The sequence below is a fragment of the Paraglaciecola arctica BSs20135 genome, from assembly GCF_000314995.1.
Lineage (GTDB): Bacteria > Pseudomonadota > Gammaproteobacteria > Enterobacterales > Alteromonadaceae > Paraglaciecola > Paraglaciecola arctica.
In genome coordinates this window covers 398,707-418,464 of the sequence record NZ_BAEO01000062.1, presented here as the reverse complement: position 1 = coordinate 418,464, position 19,758 = coordinate 398,707, and the positions used below count along the sequence as shown (strand labels likewise).

The 19,758-nt window shown below is 41.8% G+C and carries 12 protein-coding genes and 1 pseudogene; 5 read left to right on the top strand and 8 right to left on the bottom strand.

Annotated features, from left to right (window positions below; all coding sequences use genetic code 11):
- Nucleotides 1–1,758: a DEAD/DEAH box helicase gene (locus GARC_RS22095; protein ID WP_007624680.1), complete on the top strand. Its 1,758-nt coding sequence runs from the start codon at nucleotides 1–3 to the stop codon at nucleotides 1,756–1,758.
- On the opposite strand, the gene GARC_RS26540 is transcribed toward GARC_RS22095, so the two are convergent.
- A complete protein-coding gene (locus GARC_RS26540) occupies nucleotides 1,751–1,882 on the bottom strand; it encodes a cold shock domain-containing protein (protein ID WP_007624678.1) in 132 nt (43 codons plus the stop codon). The genes GARC_RS22095 and GARC_RS26540 overlap by 8 nt on opposite strands.
- Nucleotides 1,883–2,253: 371 nt before the next feature.
- Here GARC_RS26540 and GARC_RS22090 point away from each other — a divergent pair, with 371 nt between their 5' ends.
- Nucleotides 2,254–2,841, top strand: coding sequence for a porin family protein (locus GARC_RS22090; RefSeq protein WP_007624676.1), 588 nt, complete (start codon nucleotides 2,254–2,256; stop codon nucleotides 2,839–2,841).
- Between the two features lie 248 nt (nucleotides 2,842–3,089).
- Here GARC_RS22090 and GARC_RS22085 read toward each other — a convergent pair whose 3' ends face one another.
- The 6 genes and pseudogenes from GARC_RS22085 to GARC_RS22055 form a co-directional block, all read right to left on the bottom strand.
- The gene (locus tag GARC_RS22085) at nucleotides 3,090–3,959 is read right to left on the bottom strand and encodes a hypothetical protein (RefSeq protein WP_007624673.1); all 870 of its coding nucleotides are present in this window, start codon (nucleotides 3,957–3,959) and stop codon (nucleotides 3,090–3,092) included.
- Between the two features lie 820 nt (nucleotides 3,960–4,779).
- A pseudogene (locus GARC_RS22080) lies at nucleotides 4,780–5,049 on the bottom strand (SbcC/MukB-like Walker B domain-containing protein); the annotation flags it as partial.
- Nucleotides 5,050–5,550: 501 nt separating this feature from the next.
- On the bottom strand, nucleotides 5,551–9,222 hold the full coding sequence (locus GARC_RS22070; RefSeq protein WP_007624669.1) for an AAA family ATPase: 3,672 nt from the start codon (nucleotides 9,220–9,222) through the stop codon (nucleotides 5,551–5,553).
- A complete protein-coding gene (gene sbcD, locus GARC_RS22065) occupies nucleotides 9,219–10,454 on the bottom strand; it encodes an exonuclease subunit SbcD (RefSeq protein WP_007624667.1) in 1,236 nt (411 codons plus the stop codon). The genes GARC_RS22070 and sbcD overlap by 4 nt, the downstream gene beginning before the upstream one ends.
- Nucleotides 10,455–10,659: 205 nt before the next feature.
- Nucleotides 10,660–11,832, bottom strand: a complete 1,173-nt coding sequence (locus tag GARC_RS22060) for an endo-1,4-beta-xylanase (RefSeq protein WP_007624664.1) — start codon at nucleotides 11,830–11,832, stop codon at nucleotides 10,660–10,662.
- A gap of 254 nt (nucleotides 11,833–12,086) precedes the next feature.
- Nucleotides 12,087–13,199 (bottom strand): MCP four helix bundle domain-containing protein, encoded by a 1,113-nt coding sequence (locus tag GARC_RS22055; protein WP_007624663.1) that lies wholly within the window; start codon nucleotides 13,197–13,199, stop codon nucleotides 12,087–12,089.
- Nucleotides 13,200–13,415: 216 nt separating this feature from the next.
- Here GARC_RS22055 and GARC_RS22050 point away from each other — a divergent pair, with 216 nt between their 5' ends.
- The 3 genes from GARC_RS22050 to secF all read left to right on the top strand — a co-directional run bounded on the left by GARC_RS22050 (nucleotide 13,416) and on the right by secF (nucleotide 17,032).
- Entirely contained in the window at nucleotides 13,416–13,997 is a 582-nt protein-coding gene (locus GARC_RS22050) for a hypothetical protein (RefSeq protein WP_007624662.1), read from the top strand.
- A gap of 180 nt (nucleotides 13,998–14,177) precedes the next feature.
- Nucleotides 14,178–16,049 (top strand): protein translocase subunit SecD, encoded by a 1,872-nt coding sequence (gene secD / locus GARC_RS22045; RefSeq protein WP_007624661.1) that lies wholly within the window; start codon nucleotides 14,178–14,180, stop codon nucleotides 16,047–16,049.
- Nucleotides 16,049–17,032: a protein translocase subunit SecF gene (gene secF / locus GARC_RS22040; RefSeq protein ID WP_007624659.1), complete on the top strand. Its 984-nt coding sequence runs from the start codon at nucleotides 16,049–16,051 to the stop codon at nucleotides 17,030–17,032. The genes secD and secF overlap by 1 nt, the downstream gene beginning before the upstream one ends.
- Nucleotides 17,033–17,408: 376 nt before the next feature.
- On the opposite strand, the gene GARC_RS22035 is transcribed toward secF, so the two are convergent.
- Nucleotides 17,409–19,679: a choice-of-anchor U domain-containing protein gene (locus GARC_RS22035; RefSeq protein WP_007624657.1), complete on the bottom strand. Its 2,271-nt coding sequence runs from the start codon at nucleotides 19,677–19,679 to the stop codon at nucleotides 17,409–17,411.
- Nucleotides 19,680–19,758 lie beyond the last annotated feature (79 nt).

Here is a 19,758-nt window from a genome sequence, read left to right as displayed (position 1 = left end):
ATGAGCCAAGCATTCATATTACGAGATTACCAAACCCAAGCTGTTGAGGCGGCTGTAAAACACTTTCGTCATGACGATGACCCAGCTGTGATTGTATTGCCTACCGGTGCAGGTAAAAGTTTAGTGATTGCTGAGCTGAGTCGACTGGCAAAAGGTCGGGTTATTTGCCTTGCCCATGTAAAAGAGTTAGTTGAACAAAATCATGAAAAATTTCTTGCTACGGGTTCGCCAGCGGGTGTTTTTTCGGCAGGGCTAGGCCAAAAAAATACTACCGCAAAAACAGTCTTTGCCAGTATTCAATCACTTTCTGCTAACCTAGACGCTTTTCAGGCCCCTGCCAGCTTGATTATTATTGATGAATGTCATCGAGTGGGCCAAGACGATAGCGGTCAATACCATAAAACCCTGGCGCATTTTCGCACCCTTAATCCTAACGTAAAGATCCTTGGCTTAACTGCTACACCCTATCGATTGGGCAGCGGCTGGATTTATCAGCATCATTACCATGGTTATACACGACCCTTCACCGACTCTTTTTTTAAAAAGTGTATTTTCGAACTACCACTGCAGCACATGGTAAAAAAAGGTTATTTAACGCCACCCATTCACTATGATGCGGCTATTGCCCATTATGACTTTAGTTTGTTGACACAAAGCTTGGACGGTGAACAAAACACCGATGATATCGCCTTAAATGAACTCATCCACAAACACCCACGAGTCACAAAGGCAGTTACCGAGCAAATTATACAGCTTAGCCAAGACCGACAAGGCGTGATGATTTTTGCTGCAACCATAGATCACGCCCAAGAAATCTGCGGTTATTTACCAGCAGAGCAAACGGCCTTAATTACCGGCACCACAAAAATAAAACAACGTGATGGGCTAATAGCCGCGTTTAAAGCCAAAAAAATTAAGTACCTAGTGAATGTTTCTGTATTGACGACAGGCTTTGATGCGCCCCACGTGGATGTCATTGCTATTTTGCGCCCCACTCAATCGGTCAGTTTATTTCAACAAATTGTAGGTCGTGGTTTGCGCCTAAGTCCGGGAAAAAAGGACTGCCTAGTATTGGATTACACCAATAATGGTTACAATATTTTTCAGCCAGAAATTGGAGAGAAGAAGCCCACACAAGATTCAGTTGCGGTTCAAATCCACTGCCCTCAATGTGATTTTGCCAATGCATTTTGGGGCAGAAAAGACCCAGAAGGTAATATTCTTGAACATTTTGGCCGTCGTTGTCATGGCTTGATTGAGGGCCCAGAAGGCGAAACCCAATGCACTTACCGTTTTCGCTTCAAACACTGTCCTCACTGTAACCAAGAAAACGATATCGCCGCCAGACAATGCCAACATTGCTCAGAGAAGTTAATTGATCCCGATGATTTATTAAGAAAAGCGTTAAATTTAAAAAATAACAAAGTACTACGCTGCGCTGCCATTACCCCAGAGATTAACAAGGCCGACAAGTGCTTAAAAATCACCTACCACGACGAAGACGGCCTCACGTTATCGGAAACCTTCCGCTTTAATTATAAAAATTCGCGACAAGCCTTTAACGATTTATTTGCACGAAGAATAGCCAATGGCAGTCAGTCGATTCAGTTCAACTCACTTGAAGAATTAGAGAAGTTTTTACCTTACCTACCAACGCCTGACTTTGTGATAGCCAAAAAGCAAAAAAATCACTGGCAAGTGACCGAACGTTTATTTGATTACGAGGGGCCTTATCGAAAGGCGAATGAGCTTAGTTAGTAATTAATAGTTCAAAGAACCTGACCCCACAGGTCATATGGGCAAACACATCACCATCACAGTCTTTTGATGAAATAAACCCAAATCCTCGATCATCATTCCATCGTATTATTCGTCCTTGCATAACACCTCCTTTCGCTCTATTCCAAAATTCCCCCAACTTATAGGGTACCACCAGTAATTAAAATCAAATTAACTTAAATTAGTCGATATTAGAAAACAGCGCCCACAGACAGAATTGCGCTAGTTTCTCTTTACGATGGATGTCTAGTTAGTGCTTAGGCTTAAAAGTTTACCCTGACCCAAGATACTTAAGTCGCTCAATTGAAGCTGTAAAAATTACTCACACAGTGTTTCATATTTTCATACATCACTTCATAACAGCATGAAAAACATACAAAAAATGGCTATTTTAAGGAAAAATAGTTGGCATGTAACTTGTTATTTAAGGATTAAGACTACAAACATTTATTAACCACATGAGGAAATCTAACGATGAAAAATTATATTCGCCATTCAATTACCGCAATTATGACTACTGGCCTTTTATCATCTTCTGCCATAGCCCAATCCACTTCGTATAATGATGATTCATCCGGTTTATATATAGGGGCTAGTTACGGCCACCTTAGAGTAGATGGTGATAATGAGTTTGACGACAATAAAGACGCTTATCAAGGGACTTTAGGTTATGGGTTCAATGATTACTTTGCTTTAGAGGCGAGTTACATTGATTTTGGTGATTACGGTAACGATATTGCAAAGGCTGCTACAGATGGGTATACATTAGGTATTAGATTGGGATTACCCATCACTGATAACTTGTCTATTTATGCTCGAGGTGGTCAACTTTGGTACGAAACCGACTACGATGTTTTGGGTGTGAACGACTCGACCGACGATGAAGGATTATTTGCTGGCTTAGGTCTAGGTTATCACCTGAACGAGGATTGGACCTTAAAAGTTGATTACACCTTGTATGATAGTGACTTAAATATTGATAGTGCCACTGATGATATCGATGACGCTAATTTTTCAACCGATTTAAAACATGCTGCGATTGGTTTTGAATATAAATTTTAATCCATTAAATATTTAACTAACAAAGCACCCCTCTAGATAGACGGTTGCTTTGTTATTTCTTTTATTAAGCCAAATAGAGGCTGGAAGGTGGAAGCCTAGCCACATTCTCTGTGCGTTTACCCCATTGCATAACATGGGGAATTGGCCTTAACAAACCAAGGACTAGAGTCCGATGGGTGACTGTTGCGGATAATTTATCCAGTAACTACTTTATTCCAACGAACGACCCCGTAGGTTCTTGTTTTACTTTACGCTGATAATATTTGTAATGAGGGGTATTTATCTTCAATTTTTTCAAATAATTGCTGCTTGCCTTCCACCGTTTGAGCACTTTCCCAAAGCTCAAGCAAAGCTTCAGGTAAATCAGGCTCTGTTAATTTTTCACGTACCTTATTAACCAATATCCATGCGCGTTTATAATGTAATTCGTCAGTCCCTTTAAATGGGTCTAATAACTCATAATATGCAATAATCCGTAGGAAAAAATTAACCTCTCTCACTTTAGCTGTTACTGTATAATCGGTTTTACGACTCGTACAAAAATAAAAATCAGTTAAATACTGTTTATAATGATGAATGTAACTTTGACTATCAAGTAAAAATGGGATGAGTTCCTGGCAATAACCACGAAAGGCGGTATAGTCTTTTATCATATGCAACTTCGCAAACTCTGCCTTTGAGTCACCAAATAAAATTTGGCAATATAGCGCCTCATTACCGTTTAAAATACCGTTTAAAATACCGTTTTCACCAAAATAATGCCCTGCAATTTCACGCGTAAAATACCTAGCGCTATTATCACAGCGGTCTTTTCTATAAACGGTGGTATATTGCGTATAAATAGTTAATAAATTTTCTGCTGATTGATCTGGATGAAACATCATAAATATTACGGCATTAAGAGTTGGTGCAAAATCGAATTCAATACCGTCTTTAATAATGTGTCCTGTTAAAAAATAATGTTTGTAATATTTCACATCTTTAGGAAGCAAAGCACCTTCTTTTCGTAACGCGCTACTGAGCTTTTTCCACTGCTGCAGGCGCTGTTTAGCCCAAATTTTATCATCGGTTTGCCATGCTGTTTTATCTATTTTCGCATCCAGCGTTATAGTGTGCATAAATCAAGCCCTTCAATTTTTATGTTGGTGTCTTCTAATTCTCCATTATTAAACTCATCTATGATGGAGTCAAAAACAAATCAATTTAGCTGCCCCCTTGTTGCATATTGTTTTATTTTTCGCGGACAATATTCCTTGCTTCTGCCAATAAAAAGTAATATTTCTCACTATCAAGCAAAGTAGCTTTAAATATGTCGAATTAACAGCGAATTAACAGGACATCCATGATAATTAATTGCGAAGCAACCCTTTAGTCGGCAACGCCGATGCTCTTGCCCCGCTTATCAAGATGCCCCGCTTATCAATGCCCCGCTTATCAAGACACCCACTGTAACAAAAACGATAAAGCATAATAAAATCAATACACTATGGAAGATGGTACTGCGGAAAAAGCAGTAGCGTAGCCACCAAAGTGGTGTCGGCGAAGCCGATTTTTTTATCTTTTGATTTACCCTCGCATTTATGTTCGCCGGCTATCTGGTGAATTTAGTGGGGCAATTTGCAAGGACGCAAATTGAGCTTGTCCTCGTCGGGAACGAGTACAAGCGACCCACTAAATTTGCCTGATAGTCGGATGAAGAACATAGTTGGCGAGCGGCCTTTTTTGCCTACTTTTTTTGGCTGTAGAAAAAAAGTATGGTCGCTTGGCAGGGATGCCAATCGAAAAACGTCATGAATGACGTAAGCGCAGCGCATGCTTTTAAAGAAAAGGGATTCCGGCCCAAAAGACTACCGGAATGACGGTGTGGGGGAGTCACGGAATGTCGGTGTGACGGAATGACGGAGTTACGGAGTGACGGCTTCACGCTGTAAACCACAATCAAACCGCAAATTCACGATCCAACTCACTCACCCCCAACCCACTCTTCTTAGTCACCCGCAACTGCGTAGGAATACGTTCCTTCATCGCCTCAATATGACTAATCACCCCAATCATCTTGCCAGAAGCATTAAGGTTATCCAGCGCATCTAAAGCGATATCCAAAGTCTCAGCATCCAAAGTCCCAAACCCTTCATCTAGGAACAGCGAATCAATACTGGTTTTATGACTAACTAAGTCAGACAACGCCAAAGCAAGCGCAAGGCTAACCGCTTATCAAGACACCCACTGTAACAAAAACGATAAAGCATAATTAAATCAATACACTACGGAAAATGGTACTGCGGAAAAGCAGTGGCGTAGCCACCACAGTTGTTGTCGGCGAAGCCGATGCTTTTGACTTACCCTCGACTCAAGGCTCGCCAACTATTGCTTCAATTTGGTAGGTCAATCGCCATGGACAGGCGATTGAGCGGTGCGCCGTCGGGAACGGCTCAGCGCGACCTGCTAAATTGAAGCAATAGTTGGATGAAGAGCATTGCCCTCGAGCGGCCTTTTTTGCCTACTTTTTTTGGCTGTAGAAAAAAAGTATGGTCGTTTGGCAGGGATGCCAATCGAAAAACTGCATTGATGCAGGTAAGCGCAGCGCATTATAAACAAGGAGATTCCGGCCCAAAAGACTACCGGAATGACGGTGTGGGGGAGTCACGGAATGTCGGTGTGACGGAATGACGGAGTTACGGAGTGATGGAATCACGCTGTAAACCACAATCAAACCGCAAACTCACGATCCAACTCACTCACCCCCAACCCACTCTTCTTAGTCACCCTTAACTGCGTAGGTATCCGCTCTTTCATCGCCTCAATATGACTGATCACCCCAATCATCTTCCCAGAAGCATTTAGGTTATCCAGCGCATCTAAAGCGATATCCAAAGTTTCAGCATCTAACGTGCCAAACCCTTCATCAAGAAACAGTGAATCAATACTGGTTTTATGGCTGACTAAGTCAGATAAGGCCAAAGCCAAGGCAAGACTAACCAAGAAACTTTCACCACCCGACAAGGTTTTGGTATCCCGCTCTACGTCACCTTGCCAAGTATCAAGCACAGTCAGGGCTAGACCTTGCTCTTCTTTACGTTTAAGCAAATAACGACCATGGATGCGATCGAGTTGTTTGTTGGCTAGGTATACCAAATTATCTAGGGTTAAGCCTTGGGCAAAGCGGCGGAATTTGTCGCCGTTGGCTGAGCCTATTAAGCCGTGCAGGTAACTTAGCTGATCATAATCTTGTTTTTGTTGTTCGATTTGATCGAGTAATGCTTGCTGGCGTGACGTTTCTTTTTGGTCTGCTGACAATTGGCTACTAATGCCACCTCGGCGTTCTACAAGCACGTCTTTTTCAGTTTGTAACTGTTGTAGAATTACTTTGACTTCATCTTGTGGGGTTTGCTGCCACAAGGCTGCGTCTTCGACATTATTAAGCTCGTTGAGCTGAGTGGCGGATTGTTCTAACAAGGTATTAGCACGCTGTAATTGTGTATCTAGTTTTTGTTTTACACTTATAAGATGGTTGCGTTGTTCTTCGGGTAGCAGTGCCATTTCAAATTCGGCTTGGTTAACAAAAGGGCTATTGGTGAGTAATTCATGCCAGTTTTCGGTGCGTTCTTTTAGTAAAAGTTCTAGCTCTGTTTGTTGTTGTTGTTTTGCTTTGATGGCGGCTAATAGATCGTTATCTTGTTGCGCAATATTTTTATGGATCAGACTCGCTGACTGATTTGTTTGTTCTGCGCTGTCGAGCTGTTTGTTAGCTTCTGCCCTTGCTTGCAAAACGGTTTTGTCGCCAAATAACTGTTGGCGCTGTTTAGTGGCTTCTTCCCATTGCTGTTTTAGGGTAACTTCTTCTAACTGCATCGATATCACTTGTTCATACAGACCCAGCAACTGCTGCTCAATTGCTGCATGTTCAGCACTTTTAACTGCTACTTGTTGACTTAACTGCTCTTTTTGGTGCGTTTTTTGTTGAAAAACCTGAACGTCTTGACGTTTACTTTGTAGCCATTGCAGCAGTTCATTTTCTGGCGGTGCAATGTAACCTAAGGCAACTATATTGGCGATCAAAGCCTTTCGGTTTTTATCTACAGACTCAATAAGCGTTGCGTATTCTTGGGACGTTTTTTGACTGCTTTGTTGCAAGGATTGTTGGCTTTGATCCAGTAATTTTAGTTCGCTGTTGAGTTTGTCCCCTTCCCGCTCGGTAATGTTTAACGCTTCTTTGTTTGTTTGGCGTTCTTTATCTAGCTGACTAAGTTGCTTTAATTGTTTTGATAGTTGTTCGGACTGATTTTGCATACCTTGCTCGAAGGCTTGCATGCTCTGCTGATCGCTTATGGCAAAGTCTAATTGTAAGGTTTCTACTCGGCCTTGCCATAAAGCGGATAACTCAGTTTCGAGTGTGTTCAATTCAGCCAAGTGGCTTTGTAGCTGATTGATTTTAAGCTCTAGGGAGTCGAGTTTTTCGCGAACCGCTTTACCGTCTTGTTCTAATTGGTTTAACAGCGTTTCTGCTTGGTGTTTTCTGGTCACGGTTTCAGGAATATCTATCGCCATCTCAGAAGATTTGGGGTGTTCGGTCGCCCCGCACAATGGGCATTCTTGATCTGCTTTAAGTAACTGACGATACTGAGCCAGTTGTTCTTCTTGGCTAACTAGTTGTTGTAAATCTTTGCAATGTTGCGCTTGTTCTTGGTACTTCTGCAATAAAGTATTGCGCTGTGCCCTTAGTTCTTCAGCTTGTGGTTGGCTAGTTTGCAACTCACTCTGGTTGGTTGTTTTGTCTTTATCTAATTGCAAATAGCGGCGTTGGATTTCTTTGGCGCTATGTAATTCAGGCCAGCGAAGATTAATAGCGGCTAAGTGGTTTTCAAGACTTGTTACGTCTGACTCAAGGGTTAAGGCTTGATATTGCGATTCTTTTTCTGCAAGTTCCGCCTGTTGCTGTTTTAAACGTTCGGAAAGGTTTTGCCATTGCCCCTGTAGTTGTTGTTTAACCTTGTTGTTCTCATTGAGCTGGCTGTCGATGCTTAGGGTTTGTTTTTGCAGAGTTTGGGCGGTTTGACTATCTCGTTCAAGTTGCGCAAGTGACGCACTCCAGCCGCTGAGTTGCTCGCCTACAGCACTGTCTGCAGCATGCTCAGTTAGGTAGTTTTGGGCAAGGCTGTGCTGCTCGTTTAAGCCTGTTAACGCCACCTGTAAGTCTTGCAGTTTTGTGGCCGACTCTTGCTGTTGTTGCTGTAACTGGCGAATAGTCTGTTGTTTATCACTGTGCTTTTCAGTTAAGGCGCTAATTTGACTATCAAGGGGCATAACTTGCTCGGTGATAAGTTGTTCCTGACTTTGCTGCGCTTGTTTGCTTCTTTTTAAGGAGTCTTCGGCCAGTGATAACTTGTCGGCAGCGTTTGTTAGCTCTATCTGTAACTTGGCTTTAGATTCTTGCTGGGCAGCCAATTGCTCATTTGTTTTAGTCTGTTGCTGGGTTACCTCAACTAAACGTTGCCAATTAGGTCGCAGGCGTTCAGCTGGCTCGCTTTTTTCGAGCAAACTCAACTCAACTTTTGCGTCAGCAAAGGCTTGCTTAGCCTCGGTGTTTAATATGTTGGCGGCTTGTTGGCTTTGCTGGGCACTGAGTTGTTTGTCCCACCAATTCATATGGTTGCTATGGGTAGTAATTTGTTGCTCAATGCCGCTTTGTTTGTCTTGTAGTTGTTTGAGTTCGTCTTGTAAAGCTTGTTTCTGCTCTGCGCTGAGCACTTGAAACGTATTCGCCCCCATCTGTAATTCATTTAATCTTTGTTTGGCTTGGCTGTGATGTTCATGCACTTTAACTGAAATCTGCCCATAGACTTCAGTGCCGGTTAGCTCTTCGAGTAACTCAGCTCTTTTATTTTCATCGGCATTCAAAAACGCCGCAAAGTTACCTTGGGATAACATCATAGACTTAGTAAAGCGGCCAAAATCTAGGCCGGTGAGTTTTTCTATTTCTTCACTTTTTTGGCGAATTTGTGTGGCCAATACTTTGCCTGTGGCCACTTCGGCCAATTCAGCATCTGCTGGTTGTAAGTTGCCATCCGCGTTACCCCTTGAACGGCGCATACTCCAAAAAGCCCTATAAGCGGTGCCTTTTACTTCAAACTCTACTTCGGCCAAACACTCGCTGGTGCCTCGGGTCATAATTTCATTGGAAGAATTAGTGATTTGCCCAAGCCTAGGGGTTTGATGATAAAGGGCTAAACAGATTGCATCGAGTAAGGTAGTTTTACCTGCGCCTGTTGGCCCAGTGATAGCAAATAGGCCGTTTTCAGCGAAGGGTGATTGGGTAAAATCAATTTTCCATTCACCCTTAAGTGAATTGAGGTTTTTTAATCGTATGCTTAAAATTTTCATGCATCAGTCCCCTGATGCTCTACCTCAGACAATATTTGGCTAAAGCGCTCTCGCACGTGTTGCCGCGTCTCTTTTTCATCGTCGGATTCGAACGACTCCATAGCTAAGCGTTTTTCAAATACATCTGCGGGGGTTAACTCAGCCAGAGTTTCACTTTGCATTTGGCTAAGTAATTGCCTGCGCTCGTTGCGCGAACGGCGTAGTTGCAACACCTCAACATTTAACCCTTCGGTCATGGTTTGAATGCGCTGCTGTAAATCAGACAGATAGTCTTGGCTGTCAACTTCTAGGCATAACCAGCAAGGTAATTCTGACGAGTTAGTTTTTAAAGACTGTAACCCGGCTTCTATTTCTACCAAGTCGCCTTTGATCACCTGCATGGGCTGAAACAATGGCACTTCAATTGGCTGTAAACTTGTGCACTGTGCGCCACTAAATTCCACCAGCATCACTTGCTTGGCTTTGCCCAGTTCATCAAAACTCAAAGGAATAGGTGAGCCGCAATAACGAATATGTTCAGACTTGGCGACTATTTGCGGTTTATGAATATGCCCCAGTGCAATGTAGTCAGCCGGTGGAAAACCGTCTGCTGCAAAGCCATCTAAGGTGCCGATATAAATATCGCGGACACTTTCAGACTGGCTCACACCTAGCGCGGTTAAATGACCGGTGGCAATAATAGGTAAATCTAGTCCGCTGTCTTGTTTCTTAGTTAAGGCTATTTGGTAAAGTGTTTGATAATGCTGTTTGATAGCATCGCCCAGTGCTTGGCGCTTTTCTAGCCCAGTTTCACCTGCGACACTTTGCAATACATCTCTAGCCCTAATAAAAGGCACAGCACACAAAATGGCCCTTGGCTGGCCTAGCTTGTCGGGGATAGTGAACACTTGCTCATCAATAGAAATACCCGTACTGGCCACTACAAAAGTATTCAAACAGGCGAGAATTTGTTTTGATTCGTTTAACGTAGACACCGAGTCGTGATTGCCGCCAAGCACCACCAACACACAGTTGAGCTTTTGCATGTCTACCACAAACTGGTTATACATTTCACGAGCGTAACTGGGCGGAGTGCCGGTATCAAAAATATCACCAGCAATAATCACAGCATCAATCTGCTCGCTTGCTACCTGCTGTAACAGCCAATCAATAAACCCTTGGTGCTCGTCTTTGCGGCTTTTAGTGAAGAAACTTTGGCCGAGGTGCCAATCAGAGGTATGCAGTATCTTCATTGTGACTCTTCCCAGACTTCTAAAAATAAGTTATTTCGGTGCAATAAGTGCAGATGGGCATTATACCCATGCCACTGCATTTTGTTGAACTAACTATCTCTGGGAATTTAAAATTTGAATGGAGAAAACAATCAATATTTCAGCTATTTAAGAACTTCAATTTCAAGATCCCAAGCAAACTTAAGATTGCATTTCCCCAATAATGTTATTGCTCAGCGATGGCCGCAATGGATTTTACTGTTGATTTTGCCTGTTTATTTCTGTCCCAAAGCAGCGGGTAATTGGTTCTGTTTGCAATGGGGTAATCATTTTTCCATGACATGCCGTCGTGCAATCCCCAAAAGGTGACGCGATCTATTTTGTCTCGTTTTCGATAAAAAATTTCAAAGATTTCAGCATAACGTTGGTCGAGTTGTGTTTGTACGTCATCAGGCAGACCATGCTTGTAGGGATCGAGGAAAACCTCAAACTCTTCTAACTGAAATTGCGGATGCAGCAAACCAGTGCCAATCACTTGCCCTTCTTTAGTGACAGGTAAAACGTCGATATCCAACTCGGTAATCATCACTTTTAAGCCTAATGCGGCATAGGCATCTATCGCATCTTCAATATACTTGTTTTTAGGGAAGTTGAGCCCCCAATGGCCTTGCATGCCAATACCATCAATACGTATACCTGCAGCTTGAAGTTTTTTCACCATTCGTACTATGCCATCACGCTTTTCTGGGCGCCAAGCGTTAAAGTCGTTGTAATACAGCTCAGTATTCGGTGAATATTGTTGCGCAAATTTAAATGCGGCTTGTACCATAGTATCGCCGTCGCCCACAGAGTTAACCCAAGTTGTAGGACGATAGGAACCGTCGTTGTCTATCACTTCATTCACTACATCCCAGGCATGCACTTTATCGGCATAACGTCCGGCGACTAATTGTATATGTTCTCTCATCCGCTCAAGTTGCTGCTTGGGTGTATTCGGTTGGTTATCTGCATTAGTAAAAAACCAGTCGGGAGTTTGGTTATGCCAAACCAGAGTGTGAGCAACAATAAACATGTTATGTTTTTGCCCAAATTCCACAAAAGCATCGGCAGGGGCAAAGTTGTACACACCGGGCTGAGGGTTAATTGGCGCGGCTTTCATGTCATTCTCAACGGTAATGGTATTAAATTGTTGCGTGATGATGCCTTGGGAAACGGCATCTTTTCCGGTCACAATATCGTGATTAGTTGCAACACCAACTTTAAACGCTCCTTTAAATGATTCTTTTAAAATAATGAGATCACTTTGCTTGTTGTTGCTATTGGCAGCAAATGCCCCAAAATTCATCAATCCTAATGGGATTAATATCAACCAATAAAATGGTTTTTTATATGCTTTCATATTGACTCCTTATACATCACTTTACATGACAAACTTTACAACTAGTCAGTAATCCATAAGCCGCAGAGTAATTCAATATTGCTACCTAATTTCACAATAGAATTACCAGTTATATTAATTTTTTGCCTTTGGCTTTAGGGATTTTGACGATTGCCAAAATAATGTTTGTGGCTGTCTGTGAAAAAATCGGAGTCAATAAAAAGTATCATCGGTTCTGCCCCCACAAGTTCAGTTACTAACAAACCTCTATCTATTCACTGCGCTTTAATGCTGTCATCATTCACTTTTTCTAATTCAGCAATATGTTTGTGGGCGGCTTGTAGTTGTCGCTCAATATCACAACGGGCGTCGATCATTTCGTTGGCAATCGTGGCTAAATATTTAAACTCCGAGAACCCCAACTTTTTGCCATCCATATGTTGATATTCCCGTTTGCATCGATAAAAAAACATCACAAAGTTTAAAAAAGCACGTTGAAAGGTAATGTAACTTTTAATCAGTAAAATAATTAACGCCAATGAGGTAATAGTCATAATCAACAAACTGATACGCTCTACCTGTTCTTCAGCATCAGTGATAAGTACTGCCAGTTGGTTATTTACGCTAGTCAGTTGTGCTTCTAGGGTGTGAGCTTGCTCTCGAAACTGCCCCTGTAAACCAAGAGTATGGTCTAAACCAATAGTTTGATAAGCCTTCACCAACTGCAAAAAGCTGTGTTGGTAAGTGTTCAATAAGCTTTGTTGTTGCTGCACATTAAGCTGGTTGCTTTGACTAATAGCTAAGGATAATTGTTGGTAAATCAAAGTCTCACGTTCAACATAATCCATATGTTTACGCAGTAAAAAGTCTTTTTCACTACGGCGCATTTGCAGTAAAAGTACTTGTAAATCAGTTTGATTGAGCCGTTGTAATTGCTTTTCTAAACTATGGGTTGCTTCACGAAAACGCCCTTGAAAACCACTATTTTCATCGAGTCCAATTTGAGTTTGTAATGTCACCAAAGAAAAAAATTGCGAGCGATACTGGGCAAAACTAAAACTTAGTTCATCAAATAGAGGATCGGTGTCACCTAGCTTGGCAAAAACAGGTTGGATCTGGTTAATTTTCTGAGAAAAACTATCAGCGCGATCTTTAAACTGCTCTACATATTTGGGTTCTAAACGTAATAAAAAGTCTTTTTCATGGCGACGTAATTGCAGCAATTCATTGCTCAAATTAAGTAACTGTTTACTTTGGGTATTAAGGATAATTAACCGGTTTGAGTTATAAATTTGGTTGCCAACCAACACTAACATCCCCAACAAACACACCGCGATAATAATGATTAAGCGAGTTTTAATCGAATCAAACTCTATTGTTGCTAACATAATCAAGCGCCCATAAATAGCATACCTAAGCATGGCATTTTATTATGACGTTTTTATGTATCTAGCCATCAGCAACTCGATTGATTAACCACTTGAGCAATCATTCAGTCTTTTAAAAAGGGGACATTTTTGTATTTAGCCACAATATTTCACTTGTATTTGTGAGTTTCGCCCCTACTATAGCTTCACTTTGAAATACAAATTTAATTAATCTTTATGTGGGTTTGGCGCGCGTTTATTTTCAGCTTAAGTATTGCTCTTTTGACAGCAATATCAGCGCCTGCCCGCGCGTTAGAAAATTCACCACAAAGCCATCAATATACTGCTAACCTGTTGGTTGATTTGCATAGTGACTTCAGCAATACAGACAGTACAAAAACCTTTAACAATAGTACATTACTCACTCAGTCCTTACTTTCTGACTATCTGTTGTCCAAACAAAAAGGCAAGTCAAAAACCCAGCCTGACATTGATAACAGCAAAGATGACGGCGATAGCACCCCCCCAAGTAAGACGCCATCTTATCAAGGCAGATTTAATCCTAATATCAGTTTGCCAGCCTTTGAGCGCCAAGCCGCCAGTGTATTTGGCTCAGTCTCTCAAAATGAACCTATTTTTGTTTTAGCCTATGAATTTCAACCCGAAATTTTAGGTCTTAAGCATTTCTTAGCGCCGTTAATCGCTAACAATGCTGTGCCATGGTACTTGCGTCCCGACGCAGCTAATAGTCATGGCCGTGTTGCCGGCTGGAAAGACGGTAACACCCTGTACAGCGGCACTATCACCTACCTTAGTTAATTCGTTCTCGCGCTTTTTACAGCGCACTTTTATTAATTTTATGAGTTTTATTAGTACATCTGTACTGACTTTGAACTGAAATTTATTTCGCGCCCGCGTATTACTGCGCCTGCGCTGCCCATTTGACCAATGCACTTTTAGCATTTCATCACCGTCACTTGGGAACAAAAGAGAACGAACATGCGTAAATCAAATACAAAGCCCAAGCATACTTGGCAAATTTTGGTGATCATTATCACTGTGGTTATTCTGGGCTTAAATGCCATCCCTACTTTATACGGTAACAACAATGCTTTGTTGATAAGCACTGTTAATCCAACTCAAGCACTGCCTAACCCGCAACAGCTGCGAAAAATAATGCAGCAAAAAAACGTGCAAGTAACCCAAATCATCAACGGTGCGTCTGATAGCAAAATTGTTATTGATGGCGACGACGAAGCCCTTATGCGCGCCCAACAGCAGCTAAAAACCACCTTAGGCGATGAGTATAACGTGCGCTTGGGCAATCAATCGGCTGCACCTAAGTGGCTGCAAGAACTAGGCGTGTCGCCTATTAAATTGGGATTAGACTTAAGCGGCGGTGTGCTGTTTGTTTTAGAAGTGGATACCCACAAAGCCGACCAAGAACGTCTTAGTAATGCTAAAGACGAAACCTTACAAATCATCCACGACCAAGGTTTACGGGGTATGAGTGTGAAAATCGCTGCTGCTGATAACAAGGTTGATACAACAACCAACAGCATAGGCAAAATTGACTTACATTTTCTTAGTCATCAAGCAGCGCAGGTAAAGCTAGTTGTTAAAGAATTACAGCAACGTTTACCGGGCATCAGTTACTCACAAACTAATGACCGCAGCGGCAATTTAACTTTTCTAGAGCAGAACATTAGTACCTTTCACCAAGAAATTATGGCGCAGGCTCTTAGCACCTTACGTGGCCGTATCGAAGAACTAGGGATCACCGAAGCGGTGACTCAACGCCAAGGACCCAACCGCATTCGAATCGAGTTACCTGGGGTAAAAGATCCTGAGCAAGCCAAACGCATTATTGGTGCCACCGCCTCATTAGATTTTTATGAAATGGCCAACAGCGGCACTGCCAGCGCTAAGAGTTTTACCGACCAAAATGGTCAACGTTTACGGGTTGCACCTAAGCCAATATTCAGCGGTTCGAACATCGAAAATGCAAGTGCGGGGCGTGATGAAATGGGTATGGCACTGGTGAACTTGTCGCTCGATGGATTAGGCGGCAAAAAGATGTCTGAGTTTTCTAGAGATAACATCGGCAAACCTATGGTTACCGTTTTTTCTGAATACCACAAAAACACTGCCGATGAGATGATCAAAAAGAGTAAAGTCATCAACGTCGCAACTATCCAAGCTCAATTAGGGAACCGCTTTAGCATCACCAATTTAGACAGCCCACAAACGGCTGCAGATCTGGCGTTATTATTACGCGCCGGTTCGTTAGACGCCCCCATCACTATAGTGCAACAACGTACCATTCAAGCCTCACTCGGTAAAAACAACGTCAACAACGGCATTATGGCTTTAGCTATTGGTTTAGGGATTACGCTGGTCTTTATGGGGCTGTGGTATCGCAAACTAGGGCTGATTGCCAATGCCAGCTTAGTGCTCAACCTAGTGTGTTTATTAGGTTTAATGGCTTTATTGCCTAACGTGGTACTGACATTACCTGGCATAGCGGGGCTGGTTTTAACAGTGGGCATGGCGGTTGATACCAATGTGCTGATTTTTGAGCGTATAAAAGAAGAACGCCAGCGAGGAAGAAGTAGCTTTATGGCAACTGAAACAGGTTACAAAGAGGCCTTCGCGACTATTTTAGATGCCAATATTACCACTATGATCACCGCGCTTATTCTACTGAGCATTGGTTATGGCCCAGTCAAAGGTTTTGCCATGACCCTTAGCTTAGGTATTTTAACCAGTATGTTTAGCGGCGTATTTGTTGCCCACGTACTGACGTATCTAGTTAAACCACAAATCAAAGTTAAAGCACAAGTAGCGGCTAAACATCAGGAGCAAATCTAATGACGACTAAAACAATTATCCCTGCATCCAATTGCAACGAGCAAAATACAATAAGTGAAACTACTGCTGTGACTACGCCACTATCCACTTTCAGCAAATATCGTTTAGCAGGTTTTTATTTGGCGATTAGTTTGATGGTGTTATCCCTTATTGGGCTGGGTTTCAAAGGTTTAAACTTGGGACTAGATTTTACCGGTGGTTATATGACTGAGTTCACCACCTCACAAAGTATCGACAAAACCCAAATGCAAAGCCAACTTGCCAGCCATTTATCTGATGACTTTGAGCTAAACAGCAGCGCCACCAATACCCAATGGACCATTCGCCAAGCAGATGGAGCCGCGAGTATCATAGACAAAGATTGGTTAAATACTTTTGCGAATCAAAGTAGCTACAAGATTACTCCGCAAGATTCGGTATATATTGGCTCACAAGTGGGTTCAGAACTCATCGACAACGGTAGTTTAGCCCTGCTTGTTGCGGCCATAGCCATGATGCTGTATTTGACCTGGCGTTTTGAGTGGCGCCTAGCCTGTGGCTCATTGGTCGCCTTAGTGCATGATGTATTAGTAGTGCTAGGTTTATTCGCGTGGTTGGGCTTATCCTTTGATTTAACAGTGCTTGCCAGTGTGCTCGCCATTATCGGTTATTCGCTGAATGACTCTATTGTTATCGGTGATAAATTACGTGAAGTGATGCGCGCCAAAACCAATATGAACATGAGTGATCTTGTAGACACAGCGGTTAAGTCAACCCTCACTCGGTCACTTATTACCTCAGGCACAACCTTGGCAACTATAGGCGCAATTTGGATATTTGGTGGTCAGCCGTTACAAGGCTTTGCAATCGGCCTTTTTGCCGGTGTGGTATTCGGTACTTTATCGTCGATCGCATTATCAGCAACCATTCCGCAACTCATCGGCCTACATCCAGAGTTTTATCAGCATCGTGCTCAAGAGTTGCTGCTTCACGAGCAACCCTAAACATCACACTCATAAGTGCTAATAGTTAAACACTCAAACAAAACGCTCATAAGAAGGGGCGTTTTTTATAGATGAGCTCATCTAGTGGTGCCACTTTACAGCCATACCAACAACTGATTAAGACGTCAATAAAATAGAAATTAAGCAACTGCCAAGGATAGTAGCTAACCCGTTTATTTCTTCAACTAAAGATGAGAATTTAGAAATGATTTGTAATTAACAAATTTAAAAATAGCAGAACAATGACATTGAGAGATAAAAGCCAATTTTTTAATAGGGGTTTAAAACCTAAAAAAAATCCGATGTTGTAAAAACATCGGATTTTTTAAAATGAAACAATGAATTTTTTAATTCATAGTCATTACTGACTGCTATATTATTTTAGCTTTCTAACTCTAAAAATTGTCAAAGGAAACAATAACAACAGCAATAACCCAGTGCTACCACCGCCACTATCACCAGGAGTAAAAGTGGTGGTAGTAGTTGTTGTAGATACCGGCGCAACAACTGGAGTTGTAGTATCAACTGCGTTAGGTTGCGTCAATACGCCCGGATCGACAATAACACCATTAGCTTCAAGATCAGCGTCATTAGGTCCACCATCTTCAATGGATAAACGTATACATTGATCACCTTTCGTTAAACCAGAAGTATAGTCGTTGCTGGCAACAGCAGGACAGCTATCATTAGAATTACGAGGCGCTGAAGCAATAGCATTTTTTGCGTTTTTCTTAAAATTATTCCAACCATCAGCCGCTGTATATTTACGATACACGGCCTTATTCGGAATTGAGACACCATCTGGCAAAGGTATAACTATATCGATAGTTTCACCTTCTGCAAAACCTCTCACTTCAAAATCAATGACTGGCGAAATACGATTTTCAATTGGATAACTAGAATCGCTAGTATTATTGGGTGCATCTGCCCCCTTATCACCATGATTTATCAAATCATCATCAGAAACAGTCGCATTATCGGCGCCATAGGTATCTGCGCTACGTTTTGTAGTACCTAATGTTAACGTAATGCCTGATCCCACAAACATTGGATCATTATCATTACCCAGAGGTAACTGATTAATATTTGGGTTGTTGTCTAGATAATCTGCAATGCCGTCGCCGTCGCTATCGCCTGTTCCTTCTTCACTATCGGAAGTGCCGTCACCGTCAGTATCATCAGTACTTAGCGGTGGTGGGTTAGCGCTGGTTAATAAGATATCGAGGCTTTTTGTTGTAGCTAAACCACCTTCGTCAGTCACTGTTAGTTTAACTTTAACTATATTGGCACTTGCTTGATCGGGTATGAAACTGAAGTACTCGCTACCAGAGCTATATTCCGTGGCCCCGGTAATTTCCCATACACTTGTGGTGTCATCTTCATCAATAACATTTGTTTCTATCACGACAGGGTAGCTATTGCTTTTATTAAAAGATATACCATAAAGCGGCTTAGGCGAGCATTTAGCCGATACTTTACCTATTGCCTTAGCGCCTACACAGTAACTATCATTTAAGTAAGCCTTTAATTCGCCAACCCTTGGTGCAATGTTTTGATCGGTTAATGGAATAGTGATGGAGTCTTGCTCACCTAATTCTAAATAACCAAAACCATCAACAACTGTGGCAAATAACGTATCACTAGTGGTTATGCCAATATTGTCTGGTATTTCAAAATACTCTGTCCCAACTGTCTGGCCTTCTTCAATGTATATTTCAATATAATCATCGTCGTCGTCGTCGTTGTGAATTATTTTATCTATAACAGTTCCCGAGAATTCAACTATAAATCCAGCTAGCGGATAGTCTTTTATATTTTCACTTTTCGCAGCAACATTAAAGTTTTCACGTTTCAATAGAGAATCAGGACCATAAAAATCAGATAGTGGTTTACCATTTAATTCAATCGTAATTTTAACTTCACCACCAATAACAGCAGTAGGCGATTGCAATAGGGTAGCTACAGGGATAACTACGACCTCTTGATATAGATAAGAAGTATTGCCGTTGCTATCCGTTGCCTGCCACTTAGCAAAGTATGCGCCTGTTGGTACCTTAAATATTGTAGGTAAGTCATTCAAAGCAGCAGTAAAAATAGCACTAGCTGCTGTAGCCTCTTCGGCATTTGTGACATCAGCAAAAATTTCATCATGAAGAGTGTCCAAAATAATAACATCAAAAAGACCTAAGAATGTTACGCTAGGGTTAGGATCAAAAGCATCAAACACCTCTGGAGCGCCACCTAATAATTCAGATGTGATCTTGGTTAAATAATCTTGAGCTGGTAGTTCTACTAATTCATAGTCGTTCAACTCAGGGGCAGTAGTATCTACAATTTCAATAACTTGTTCGAAGGTACTAACTACTTTGTCACCGTCGTTTAATGCAATAAGCTGCCAGGTTACGGTATGAGTGCCTAAGGAAAAACCATCGTCAGGTATATCGTCTGACCATTCATATTCCTCCTCATCGTCCATCCCATCGGGATATGCTGGGCTTTCTAAATACGGTATTGGACCTTCGCACACATTGTTGCTGCAGGGTACTTTTGGTGCAAATTGTGCAAAAACTTGGGTAGGAATAATAGTCCCCCCTAATACTAGTATTGTGAAAAACAATGCTTTTCTAAAGTAACTCATACTTAACATGAAACTTTTCCTTAGTTATTAGTACCGATGTCTATTTCTTATTAAATTCTAATTGTTAAAAACAACAGATTTTATATTT

Excerpts from the sequence above, each read along its gene's own strand:
- GARC_RS22070 (WP_007624669.1), bottom strand. The coding sequence starts at position 9,222 with ATGAAAATTTTAAGCATACGATTAAAAAACCTCAATTCACTTAAGGGT.
- GARC_RS22060 (WP_007624664.1), bottom strand. The coding sequence starts at position 11,832 with ATGAAAGCATATAAAAAACCATTTTATTGGTTGATATTAATCCCATTA.
- GARC_RS22035 (WP_007624657.1), bottom strand. The coding sequence starts at position 19,679 with ATGTTAAGTATGAGTTACTTTAGAAAAGCATTGTTTTTCACAATACTA.
- GARC_RS22090 (WP_007624676.1), top strand. The coding sequence starts at position 2,254 with ATGAAAAATTATATTCGCCATTCAATTACCGCAATTATGACTACTGGC.
- secF (WP_007624659.1), top strand. The coding sequence starts at position 16,049 with ATGACGACTAAAACAATTATCCCTGCATCCAATTGCAACGAGCAAAAT.
- sbcD (WP_007624667.1), bottom strand. The coding sequence starts at position 10,454 with ATGAAGATACTGCATACCTCTGATTGGCACCTCGGCCAAAGTTTCTTC.
- secD (WP_007624661.1), top strand. The coding sequence starts at position 14,178 with ATGCGTAAATCAAATACAAAGCCCAAGCATACTTGGCAAATTTTGGTG.
- GARC_RS22055 (WP_007624663.1), bottom strand. The coding sequence starts at position 13,199 with ATGTTAGCAACAATAGAGTTTGATTCGATTAAAACTCGCTTAATCATT.
- GARC_RS22095 (WP_007624680.1), top strand. The coding sequence starts at position 1 with ATGAGCCAAGCATTCATATTACGAGATTACCAAACCCAAGCTGTTGAG.
- GARC_RS22085 (WP_007624673.1), bottom strand. The coding sequence starts at position 3,959 with ATGCACACTATAACGCTGGATGCGAAAATAGATAAAACAGCATGGCAA.
- GARC_RS22050 (WP_007624662.1), top strand. The coding sequence starts at position 13,416 with ATGTGGGTTTGGCGCGCGTTTATTTTCAGCTTAAGTATTGCTCTTTTG.
- GARC_RS26540 (WP_007624678.1), bottom strand. The coding sequence starts at position 1,882 with ATGCAAGGACGAATAATACGATGGAATGATGATCGAGGATTTGGGTTT.